General features: G+C 69.4%; 8 protein-coding genes and 3 pseudogenes. 9 read left to right on the forward strand and 2 right to left on the reverse strand.

Translation table 11 applies throughout. From position 1 onward, the window contains the following. Positions 1-175: 175 nt before the first annotated feature. From ACIQVL_RS33320 to ACIQVL_RS33335, 4 genes are read left to right on the forward strand one after another with little or no spacing between them, the layout of a single operon-like run. Positions 176-2,401, forward strand: coding sequence for a polyribonucleotide nucleotidyltransferase (locus ACIQVL_RS33320; protein WP_403442237.1), 2,226 nt, complete (start codon positions 176-178; stop codon positions 2,399-2,401). Further along, positions 2,398-3,777, forward strand: a complete 1,380-nt coding sequence (locus tag ACIQVL_RS33325) for a pitrilysin family protein (protein WP_362583131.1) — start codon at positions 2,398-2,400, stop codon at positions 3,775-3,777. Before ACIQVL_RS33320 ends, ACIQVL_RS33325 begins: the two co-directional genes overlap by 4 nt. Positions 3,778-3,805: 28 nt before the next feature. Continuing rightward, entirely contained in the window at positions 3,806-4,558 is a 753-nt protein-coding gene (gene dapB / locus ACIQVL_RS33330; RefSeq protein ID WP_403477204.1) for a 4-hydroxy-tetrahydrodipicolinate reductase, read from the forward strand. Between the two features lie 20 nt (positions 4,559-4,578). After that, on the forward strand, positions 4,579-5,031 hold the full coding sequence (locus ACIQVL_RS33335; RefSeq protein ID WP_403442228.1) for a hypothetical protein: 453 nt from the start codon (positions 4,579-4,581) through the stop codon (positions 5,029-5,031). 132 nt (positions 5,032-5,163) lie between these two features. Here ACIQVL_RS33335 and ACIQVL_RS33340 read toward each other — a convergent pair whose 3' ends face one another. After that, positions 5,164-5,718 carry a hypothetical protein gene (locus ACIQVL_RS33340; RefSeq protein ID WP_403442226.1) on the reverse strand — a complete coding sequence of 185 codons (555 nt, stop codon included), beginning with the start codon at positions 5,716-5,718 and terminating at the stop codon, positions 5,164-5,166. Positions 5,719-5,809: 91 nt separating this feature from the next. Beyond that, positions 5,810-6,046 (reverse strand): hypothetical protein, encoded by a 237-nt coding sequence (locus ACIQVL_RS33345; protein WP_403442223.1) that lies wholly within the window; start codon positions 6,044-6,046, stop codon positions 5,810-5,812. A gap of 201 nt (positions 6,047-6,247) precedes the next feature. On the opposite strand from ACIQVL_RS33345, the pseudogene ACIQVL_RS33350 reads away from it, so the two are divergent. The 5 genes and pseudogenes from ACIQVL_RS33350 to ACIQVL_RS33370 all read left to right on the forward strand — a co-directional run. Next, positions 6,248-6,538, forward strand: a pseudogene (locus tag ACIQVL_RS33350) (FAD-dependent thymidylate synthase); the annotation flags it as partial. Positions 6,539-6,697: 159 nt separating this feature from the next. Beyond that, positions 6,698-7,444: pseudogene (locus ACIQVL_RS33355) on the forward strand (HNH endonuclease); the annotation flags it as partial. Beyond that, positions 7,445-7,897 (forward strand): annotated as a pseudogene (gene thyX, locus ACIQVL_RS33360) (FAD-dependent thymidylate synthase); the annotation flags it as partial. 235 nt (positions 7,898-8,132) lie between these two features. Then, positions 8,133-9,032, forward strand: a complete 900-nt coding sequence (gene dapA / locus ACIQVL_RS33365; protein WP_403442220.1) for a 4-hydroxy-tetrahydrodipicolinate synthase — start codon at positions 8,133-8,135, stop codon at positions 9,030-9,032. A gap of 164 nt (positions 9,033-9,196) precedes the next feature. After that, positions 9,197-10,882, forward strand: a complete 1,686-nt coding sequence (locus ACIQVL_RS33370) for a ribonuclease J (protein ID WP_403442217.1) — start codon at positions 9,197-9,199, stop codon at positions 10,880-10,882. Positions 10,883-11,258 lie beyond the last annotated feature (376 nt).

Below are 11,258 nucleotides of genomic sequence, written 5' to 3' on the forward strand. Positions count from 1 at the left end.
CACCCAAGCCGCCGCCGGTCCTCGGTAGTGGCCCCCGGGGGGAAGCGAGCCCCGGGTGCTTCGATCGAAGACCGGCCCGCACAGCACGGCGCGCTTCTCCGACACCGTCCCCCTGCCACACGGGCAGACCGGGACAAAAGACGCAACGCAGACGAAAGTAACGGAGAAAACGCTAGTGGAGAACGAGACCCACTACGCCGAGGCCGTCATCGACAACGGCACCTTCGGCACCCGCACCATCCGCTTCGAGACGGGCCGCCTGGCCAAGCAGGCCGCCGGCTCCGCCGTGGCGTACCTGGACGACGACACCATGGTGCTGTCGGCCACCACCGCCTCCAAGAACCCCAAGGACCAGCTCGACTTCTTCCCCCTCACGGTGGACGTCGAGGAGCGGATGTACGCCGCCGGCAAGATCCCGGGTTCCTTCTTCCGCCGTGAGGGCCGGCCGAGCGAGGACGCGATCCTCACCTGCCGCCTGATCGACCGCCCGCTGCGCCCGTCCTTCAGGAAGGGCCTGCGCAACGAGATCCAGGTCGTCGCCACCATCATGGCGCTCAACCCCGACCACCTGTACGACGTCGTCGCGATCAACGCCGCGTCCGCGTCCACCCAGCTGGCCGGCCTGCCCTTCTCCGGCCCGATCGGCGGCGTCCGCGTCGCGCTGATCAACGGCCAGTGGGTCGCCTTCCCGACGCACACCGAGCTCGAGGACGCCGTCTTCGACATGGTCGTCGCCGGTCGCGTCCTGGAGGACGGCGACGTCGCGATCATGATGGTCGAGGCCGAGGCCACCGAGAAGACCATCCAGCTGGTCAAGGGCGGCGCCGAGGCGCCGACCGAGGACGTCGTGGCCGCCGGTCTGGACGCCGCGAAGCCCTTCATCAAGGTGCTGTGCAAGGCGCAGGCCGACCTCGCCGCCAAGGCCGCCAAGCCGACCGGCGAGTTCCCGATCTTCCTCGACTACCAGGACGACGTCCTGGAGGCGCTGTCCGCCGCCGTCCGCCCGGAGCTCGCCTCCGCGCTGACCATCGCGGGCAAGCAGGAGCGCGAGGCCGAGCTGGACCGCGTCAAGGGCCTGGCCGCCGAGAAGCTGCTCCCGGAGTTCGAGGGCCGCGAGAAGGAGATCTCCGCCGCGTACCGCTCGCTCACCAAGCAGCTGGTCCGCGAGCGCGTGATCAAGGAGAAGAAGCGCATCGACGGCCGCGGCGTCACGGACATCCGTACGCTCGCCGCCGAGGTCGAGGCCATCCCGCGCGTGCACGGCTCGGCGCTGTTCGAGCGTGGCGAGACCCAGATCCTGGGCGTCACCACCCTGAACATGCTCCGGATGGAGCAGCAGCTGGACACCCTCTCCCCGGTGACCCGCAAGCGCTACATGCACAACTACAACTTCCCGCCGTACTCCACCGGTGAGACCGGCCGCGTCGGCTCCCCGAAGCGCCGCGAGATCGGCCACGGCGCCCTCGCCGAGCGCGCCCTGGTCCCGGTCCTGCCGACCCGCGAGGAGTTCCCCTACGCGATCCGTCAGGTGTCCGAGGCCCTCGGCTCCAACGGCTCGACGTCCATGGGCTCGGTCTGCGCCTCCACGATGTCGCTGCTGAACGCCGGTGTGCCGCTGAAGGCCCCGGTCGCCGGTATCGCCATGGGTCTGATCTCCCAGGACATCGACGGCGAGACGCACTACGTCACCCTCACCGACATCCTCGGTGCGGAGGACGCCTTCGGCGACATGGACTTCAAGGTCGCCGGCACCAAGGAGTTCGTGACCGCCCTCCAGCTCGACACCAAGCTGGACGGCATCCCGGCCTCCGTGCTGGCCGCCGCGCTGAAGCAGGCCCGGGACGCCCGCCTCCACATCCTCGACGTGATGATGGAAGCGATCGACACCCCGGACGAGATGTCCCCCAACGCCCCGCGGATCATCACCGTCAAGATCCCCGTGGACAAGATCGGCGAGGTCATCGGCCCCAAGGGCAAGATGATCAACCAGATCCAGGAGGACACCGGCGCCGAGATCACCATCGAGGACGACGGCACCATCTACATCGGTGCCGCCGACGGCCCGTCCGCCGAGGCCGCCCGTACGACCATCAACGGCATCGCCAACCCGACGATGCCCGAGGTCGGCGAGCGCTACCTGGGCACGGTCGTGAAGACGACGACGTTCGGCGCCTTCGTCTCCCTCCTCCCCGGCAAGGACGGTCTGCTGCACATCTCGCAGATCCGCAAGCTGGCCGGCGGCAAGCGCGTGGAGAACGTCGAGGACGTCCTCGGCGTGGGCCAGAAGGTCCAGGTCGAGATCGCCGAGATCGACTCCCGCGGCAAGCTCTCCCTCATCCCCGTGATCGAGGGCGAGGAAGACGCCTCCTCCGAGGACGCAAAGGACGACACCGACCAGTGACGTCGAGCAGCTCTACGACGACGGCCCGCACCTCCTCGGAGGCGCGGGCCGTCGCCCGTACCCAAACCCTGATCAAGGGCGAGAACGGCATCGGCACGGTCCGCAAGACCACCCTCCCCGGCGGCCTGCGCATCGTCACCGAGACCCTGCCGTCGGTCCGCTCCGCGACCTTCGGTATCTGGGCCCACGTCGGCTCCCGCGACGAGACCCCCGCCCTGAACGGCGCCACGCACTACCTGGAGCACCTGCTCTTCAAGGGCACCACGCGCCGCTCCGCCCTGGACATCTCCTCCGCCATCGACGCGGTCGGCGGCGAGATGAACGCGTTCACGGCGAAGGAGTACACGTGCTACTACGCGCGCGTGCTCGACACCGACCTGCCGCTCGCCATCGACGTCGTCTGCGACATGCTGACCGGCTCGCTCATCCTTGAGGACGACGTCAACGTCGAGCGGGGCGCGATCCTCGAAGAGATCGCCATGACCGAGGACGACCCGGGCGACTGCGTGCACGACCTGTTCGCGCACACCATGTTCGGCGACAACGCCCTCGGCCGCCCGGTCCTCGGCACCGTCGACACGGTCAACGCCCTGACCGCCGACCGCATCCGCCGCTTCTACAAGAAGCACTACGACCCCACCCACCTGGTGGTCGCGGCCGCGGGCAACATCGACCACAACAAGGTCGTACGACAGGTCCGCGCGGCCTTCGAGAAGTCCGGCGCCCTCAAGAGCTCCGACGCGCAGCCCATCGCCCCGCGCGACGGCAGCCGCACCATCCGCACCTCGGGCCGCGTCGAACTCCTCGGCCGCAAGACCGAACAGGCGCACGTCGTCCTCGGCATGCCCGGCCTCGCCCGCACCGACGACCGCCGCTGGGCGCTCGGCGTGCTCAACACCGCCCTCGGCGGCGGCATGTCCTCCCGGCTCTTCCAGGAGGTCCGCGAGAAGCGCGGCCTGGCCTACAGCGTGTACTCGTACACCTCGGGCTTCGCCGACTGCGGCCTGTTCGGCGTCTACGCCGGCTGCCGGCCCTCGCAGGTGCACGACGTCCTCAAGATCTGCCGGGACGAACTCGACCAGGTCGCCGCTCACGGCCTGCCGGACGAGGAGATAGGGCGCGCGATCGGCCAGCTCCAGGGCTCCACGGTCCTCGGCCTGGAGGACACCGGCGCGCTGATGAACCGTATCGGCAAGAGCGAACTGTGCTGGGGCGAGCAGATGTCCGTCGACGACATGCTGGCCCGGATAGCGGCTGTGACCCCGGACGAGGTCCGCTCGGTCGCCCGCGACATCCTGGGACAGCGCCCGTCGCTGTCGGTCATCGGCCCGCTCAAGGACAAACAGGCCGCACGCCTGCACGACGCCGTCGCCTGACACACCACCGGTAAGGAACAAGACGAAGATGAGCAAGCTGCGCGTGGCGGTCCTCGGCGCCAAGGGCCGGATCGGCTCCGAGGCGGTCAGGGCGGTCGAGGCCGCCGAGGACCTTGAGCTGGTCGCCGCCCTCGGCCGGGGCGACAAGCTGGAGGCCCTGGAGGCCTCCGGCGCCCAGGTCGCCGTCGAACTCACCACCCCCGCCTCGGTGATGGGCAACCTCGACTTCTGCGTGCGCCGCGGCATCCACGCCGTCGTCGGCACCACGGGCTGGACCGACGAACGCCTCGCGCAGCTGAAGGGCTGGCTCGCCCAGTCCCCGGAGACCGGCGTGCTCATCGCCCCGAACTTCTCCATCGGCGCCGTGCTGACGATGAAGTTCGCGCAGATCGCAGCGCCCTACTTCGAGTCGGTGGAGGTCGTCGAGCTCCACCACCCGAACAAGGTGGACGCGCCGAGCGGCACCGCCACGCGCACGGCCCAGCTCATCGCCGAGGCCCGCCGCGCGGCCGGCACCGCCCCGGCGCCGGACGCCACCGTGACCGCCCTGGACGGCGCGCGCGGCGCCGACGTCGACGGCGTCCCCGTCCACGCCGTGCGCCTCCGCGGCCTCCTGGCCCACCAGGAGGTCCTCCTCGGCGCCGAGGGCGAGACCCTCACGATCCGGCACGACTCCCTCCACCACAGCAGCTTCATGCCGGGCATCCTGCTCGGCGCCCGCCGCGTGGTGACCACTCCGGGCCTGACCTTCGGCCTGGAGAACTTCCTGGACCTGGGCTGAGCCCCGGAAGGCACCTGCTCATGCGCGCGAAGCTCTCCTACGTCCTCACGGCCGCCGTCCTCCTCTTCTACTTCGTCCTGGTCGGCAGCCGGGGCGTGATGCTCATCCAGACCGGCACGGTCCTCACCGTCACCTTCGGGGTGGCGGTACTGATCCTGCCGGTCATCGGCCTGTGGTTCCTGTGGAAGAACACCCAGTTCGTCCGCCGGGCCAACGCCCTCGCCGCCGAGCTCGACGCCGAGGGCGGCCTGCCCGTGGACGAGCTGAAGCGCACGCCCGGCGGCCGTATCGACCGGGACTCCGCCGACGAGGTCTTCGCCAAGCGCAAGGCCGAGACCGAGGCCGCCCCCGACGACTGGCGCAGCTGGTTCCGGCTCGCCGTCGCCTACCACGACGCCCGCGACACCCCGCGCGCCCGCAAGGCGATGCAGCGCGCCATCGCCCTGCACGACGGCAGGCCGGTGGAGGCCTGAACACCGCGCCCCGGCAGCACCCCGTAAGGGGCGCTGGGGGTACCCCCGGCCGAAGGCTGGGGGAGGAACTGCGCGACCAGCCACGACGGCGCCGCAGACGACACTCGGCACATCGCGGCACCCCCGGCGGAGCTACCCGCGCCCGTACTCCGACGCCCACGCCTCCACCACGTCCGCCGCACGATCGAAGGCCGACGCCCGCCCCACGAAGTCCATCCCGTGCGTGGTCAGCAACGGCTCGGTGTCCGCCGGGGCACGATCCTTGCGTACGAGCGTCAGCGCCTGCCCCTGCACGGTCCGCGGCAGACCCAGCCACCGCACCGGCTGCTGCGTGGTCCGTACCTCGGCGACCCGCTTCCAGGGCACCGTCCGCGTGTACAGCAGACCCACCTGGCGCACTCCGTGCGCACTCACCCACACACCCATGCGCAGTATCCGCAGCGCGGCGGCGATGATCAGCAGGGCGATGCAGATGACCGTCACGGCGGAGGACAGCGAGCCGGTCAGGGCCAGTGCGACCGCCGCGAACAGCACGAACGAGGCGAGCAGCAGCCACAGGGCGGATCCGCCTACCCGCCACGGACCGGGCCGGTAGGGGCGCCGCCAGCGGTGGCGGTCGTCGTGGGGCAGGGCGTCGTCGAGTGCCGCGTCGTAGGTGCGGTCGGCCATCAGGAAGGGCAGGGGCACGGCTGGTCCTCACTCAATCCATGCATGGGCTGTGCCCGGTGAGGCTATCCGCCCGTGTTCCCGCCCACCACTCACGGGGGTCCGGAAGAGTTCAGCGCCCCTGGGAGGCCTGCGACTGCTGGGTCCCCGAGCCGGACGACGTGGACAGCGCCGGCATGCCGAGCACCAGCGAACCGACCAGACCGGCCACGATGGTGAGCCCGAGCAGCCAGCGCCCGGCTATCTGGCTCACGGACAGCCGCTGCCGGGGCGGGGGTGTGACATTGCTGCGGAACCTGTCGGCTTCGGCGAGGAAGGCGAACGGGACCGGTTCGCGCCGACGGAACATGGGCGGTGCATCCCCTCTCGGGATCGAACGACTGTCTGTCATCTACACAGACGGGCGAGTGGCCCCAGAGGTGCCCGGTTTCACCGAATTCACAGAAATTCGCTGCCGTATGTCGCGCCCCGGTACCGAACGCCCCGTTGTCGGTGCCGGGCCGTAGAGTGGGCGCCGCCCGAGAGAAGTGATGGAAGGACCCTCCGAGCCGTGACCGACACCCCCGCCGACGACCTCAAGCCCAGCTTCCGGAGCGATGTCACCGTCGACCTGGTCAAGCACAGCGCGGCCGACTCCGACGTGCTGTGGGCCGCACGCGTCTCCACCGCCGGCGAGCAGTCCCTGGACGAGCTGAAGAAGGACCCGGAGCGCTCCAAGGGCCTCATCAACTACCTGATGCGGGACCGGCACGGCAGCCCCTTCGAGCACAACTCGATGACCTTCTTCATCAGCGCCCCGATCTTCGTCTTCCGCGAGTTCATGCGGCACCGGGTGGGGTGGTGCATCGCAGGGGACACGGAGATCACGCTGGAGAGCGAGGCCGGCCAGCTGCGCCGTCGCACCATCGCCGACCTGTACAAGCTCTGGCATCTGGGCGTCGAGGACCGTCTGCCGCACTCGGCCGGCGGCGTGACCTGGCACAGCCGGGCGGGCAAGTGGATGGCCGAGGTGCGCCGCGGCGATTCCAACCACTACCTCGGCCTGTACGAGAACCGCGAGGCGGCCGAGTCCGCCGTCGCCGAGTTCCGGGAGCTGCACCCCAGCACCCGCATCCGCAAGCTCGAATCGGTCCGCCGCAACCACGTGCGCTGCCACGACGAGGAGACCCTGCTCGCCCAGCGGGCCAGGATCGTCGACGTGATCGAGTCGGGTGTGAAGCCGCTCGTCAAGATCACCACGGCCTCGGGCAAGACCCTCCGCTGCACGGTCGACCACGCCCTCTTCACTCCCGAGGGCTGGTGCAAGGCGGGAGAGCTCGCCGTCGGGGACGCCGTCCTGGTCGCCGGCACGGCGCCCCGCCCGTCGCAGGGGCCGGTCCCGCCGAGCCTGCGCCGCGGCATCGGCGTGTGGACCTCGATGCAGCGCGAGCGGCTGATCGGGGAGACCGACACCTGCCACCTGTGCGGCCGGGACCTCCCGCGCGAGCAGCTCGCCCTGGACCACGTCGTCCCCGTGGCCGGTGACCTGCTCCAGGCCCTCGACGAGAAGAACCTCGCTCCGGCCTGCGAGCCGTGTCACGCGACCAAGAGCGCGGGTGAGCAGGCGCTGGCCCGGCGCGGCGGCGAGGTCGCCAAGGCGGTGCCGGACCAGGTTGTCGCCATCGAGGCCGACGGCGAGGAGATGACGTACGACCTCTCCGTGGAAGGCCCCTGGCACAACTTCCTCGCGAACGATTTCGTCGTCCACAACTCGTACAACGAGGAGTCCGGCCGCTACCGCGAGCTCCAGCCGGTCTTCTACGTCCCCGGCGAGGACCGCAAGCTGGTGCAGCAGGGGCGTCCCGGCAAGTACGAGTTCGTGCCGGGCACAGCGGCCCAGCAGGAGATCGTGGAGCGCTCGATGCAGGAGTCGTACATCCAGGCGTACGAGCGCTACCAGGAGATGCTCGCCGCCGGCGTCGCCCGCGAGGTGGCCCGCGCGGTCCTGCCCGTCGGCCTCTTCTCCTCGATGTACGCCACCTGCAACGCCCGCTCGCTGATGCACTTCCTCGGGCTGCGCACCCAGCACGAGCTGGCCAGGGTGCCGTCCTTCCCGCAGCGGGAGATCGAGATGGTCGGCGAGAAGATGGAGGCGGAGTGGGCCAAGCTCATGCCGCTCACCCATGCGGCCTTCAACGCCAACGGCCGGGTCGCGCCCTAGTACGGCCTGCAGCACGGCCCGTCGATCGCGCTTCTTGTCGGGCTCGGCACAGATGTACGGATCAGCCTCGCGAAGTGTCCGTATTGCGGCATTTAGAGAAGTTCATCTAGCCTGATCAAACGGACCCGGCACTGCTTGAACCCCCGAGCAGGCAGTGCCGGGCTCCTCATTTGTCCGGACTTTTCCCGCACCCCAAGGGCAGACCGCGTCGTGAGCACCGAGTAGCGTGTAACCCATGGCTCCGACCTCCACTCCGCAGACCCCCTTCGGGAGGGTCCTCACCGCCATGGTCACGCCCTTCACGGCGGACGGCGCACTCGACCTCGACGGCGCACAGCGGCTCGCCACCCACCTGGTGGACGCAGGCAACGACGGCCTGATCATCAACGGGACCACCGGCGAGTCGCCCACCACCAGTGACGCGGAGAAATCGGACCTGGTACGAGCCGTACTGGAGGCGGTCGGCGACCGCGCCCACGTCGTGGCCGGAGTCGGCACCAACGACACCCACCACAGCATCGAGCTGGCCCGCCAGGCCGAGCGCGACGGCGCACACGGCCTGCTGGTCGTCACGCCGTACTACAACAAGCCCCCGCAGGAGGGCCTGTACCGGCACTTCACGGCCGTCGCCGACGCCGCCGGGCTGCCGGTGATGCTCTACGACATCCCCGGCCGCAGCGGCGTCCCGATCAGCACCGAGACGCTCGTCCGCCTCGCCGAGCACCCGAGGATCGTCGCCAACAAGGACGCCAAGGGCGACCTCGGCCGTGCGAGCTGGGCCATCGCGCGGTCCGGCCTCGCCTGGTACTCCGGCGACGACATGCTGAACCTGCCGCTGCTCTCCGTGGGCGCGGTCGGCTTCGTCTCGGTCGTCGGCCACGTGGTCACACCCGACCTGCGGGCCCTCGTCGACGCGTACAGCTCCGGTGACGTCGTCAAGGCCGCCGAGATCCACCAGAAGCTGCTCCCCGTCTACACCGGCATGTTCCGCACCCAGGGCGTCATGACCACCAAGGCCGCCCTCAACCTCCAGGGTCTGCCCGCAGGACCCCTGCGCGCCCCCATGGTCGAATGTTCGGCCGAGGAGATTGCCCTGCTCAAGATCGATCTTGCCGCCGGCGGGGTACAACTCTGACAACAGACTTCTGCGCGGCCGTCCGCGCAGCAACGCTTCACAACTGAATAAGCGGGACCACCGGTGCCCGCACCCCACCAAGACAACGACAACTGCTTAAGCACGAACGTCACGCACGCCACGTGCCCGACCGGTACGTGGCGTGCGTGGTTGAGGAGAGTCTTTTGAGTCATCCGCATCCTGAACTCGGCCCGCCGCCCCAGCTCCCCGAGGGCGCCCTCCGCGTCACACCACTCGGAGGCCTAGGCGAGATCGGCCGGAACATGACCGTCTTCGAGTACGGCGGCCGCCTGCTGATCGTCGACTGCGGAGTGCTCTTCCCCGAGGAGGAGCAGCCCGGAATCGACCTGATCCTGCCGGACTTCTCGTCCATCCGGGACCGCCTCGACGACGTCGAGGGCATCGTCCTCACGCACGGCCACGAGGACCACATCGGCGGCGTCCCCTTCCTGCTCCGCGAGAAGCCGGACATCCCGCTGATCGGCTCCAAGCTGACCCTCGCGCTCATCGAGGCGAAGCTCCAGGAGCACCGCATCCGCCCGTACACCCTGGAAGTGGCGGAGGGACAGCGTGAGCGCGTAGGCCCCTTCGACTGCGAGTTCGTCGCCGTCAACCACTCCATCCCGGACGCCCTCGCGGTCGCCATCCGCACCCCGGCCGGAATGGCCGTCCACACCGGCGACTTCAAGATGGACCAGCTCCCGCTGGACAACCGGCTCACCGATCTGCACGCGTTCGCACGGCTGAGCGAGGAGGGCATCGACCTCCTCCTGGCCGACTCGACGAACGCCGAGGTCCCCGGCTTCGTCCCGCCCGAGCGCGACATCTCGAACGTGCTGCGCCAGGTCTTCGGCAGCGCCCGCAAGCGGATCATCGTGGCGAGCTTCGCCAGCCATGTCCACCGCATCCAGCAGATCCTGGACGCGGCCCACGAGTACGGCCGCCGGGTCGCCTTCGTCGGCCGCTCCATGGTCCGCAACATGGGCATCGCCAGGGACCTCGGCTACCTGAAGGTCCCGCCGGGCCTGGTCGTCGACGTCAAGACGCTCGACGACCTCCCCGACCACGAGGTGGTCCTGGTCTGCACGGGCTCCCAGGGCGAACCGATGGCCGCCCTGTCCCGGATGGCCAACCGCGACCACCAGATCCGCATCGTCGACGGCGACACGGTCATCCTGGCCTCGTCCCTCATCCCCGGGAACGAGAACGCGGTCTACCGCGTCATCAACGGCCTGACCCGCTGGGGTGCCAACGTCATCCACAAGGGCAACGCCAAGGTGCACGTCTCCGGCCACGCCTCCGCCGGCGAACTGCTGTACTTCTACAACATCTGCCGGCCGAAGAACCTGATGCCGGTCCACGGCGAATGGCGCCACCTGCGGGCCAACGCCGAGCTCGGCGCCCTCACCGGCGTCCCGCACGACCGCATCGTCATCGCCGAGGACGGCGTCGTCGTCGACCTCGTCGGCGGCAAGGCCAAGATCTCCGGCAAGGTCCAGGCGGGTTACGTGTACGTCGACGGCCTCTCGGTCGGCGACGTCGGCGAGCCGGCCCTCAAGGACCGCAAGATCCTCGGCGACGAGGGCATCATCTCGGTCTTCGTGGTCGTCGACTCGTCCACCGGCAAGATCACGGGCGGACCCCATGTCCAGGCCCGCGGCTCCGGCATCGACGACTCGGCGTTCGCCGCAGTCCTCCCGAAGATCTCGGAGGTCCTGGAACGCTCGGCCCAGGACGGCGTCGTGGAACCCCACCAGCTGCAGCAACTCATCCGCCGGACCCTCGGCAAGTGGGTCTCGGACACGTACCGGCGCAGGCCGATGATCCTCCCGGTGGTCGTGGAGGTCTGACGGCGCGTACAGCATCCGTACGGCCTGTCGTACGCATGAACCCGGAGCGGGCCGCCTCGATTTGCATCGAGGCGGCCCGCTCCAGTACGTTTACGGCTCCGCCCAACCGGGAACCCCAGTGCTTCATGCGCTGGATCCAGGCGCCCCGGACCGGGTGGAAATTCCGACTCAGAACTTCTGATAAAGTCGGAACCGCCGGAAAGGGAAACGCGAGAGCGGAAACCTGGAAAGCACCGAGGAAATCGGGTCGAGAAAAGATCTGATAGAGTCGGAAACGCAAGACCGAAGGGAAGCCCGGAGGAAAGCCCGAGAGGGTGAGTACAAAGGAAGCGACCGTTCCTTGAGAACTCAACAGCGTGCCAAAAGTCAACGCCAG

Origin of the sequence: Streptomyces sp. NPDC090499 (genome assembly GCF_044769305.1) — a bacterium.
Taxonomy (GTDB): Bacteria; Actinomycetota; Actinomycetes; order Streptomycetales; family Streptomycetaceae; genus Streptomyces.

Excerpts from the sequence above, each read along its gene's own strand:
- dapB (WP_403477204.1), top strand. The coding sequence starts at position 3,806 with ATGAGCAAGCTGCGCGTGGCGGTCCTCGGCGCCAAGGGCCGGATCGGC.
- ACIQVL_RS33335 (WP_403442228.1), top strand. The coding sequence starts at position 4,579 with ATGCGCGCGAAGCTCTCCTACGTCCTCACGGCCGCCGTCCTCCTCTTC.
- ACIQVL_RS33345 (WP_403442223.1), bottom strand. The coding sequence starts at position 6,046 with ATGTTCCGTCGGCGCGAACCGGTCCCGTTCGCCTTCCTCGCCGAAGCC.
- dapA (WP_403442220.1), top strand. The coding sequence starts at position 8,133 with ATGGCTCCGACCTCCACTCCGCAGACCCCCTTCGGGAGGGTCCTCACC.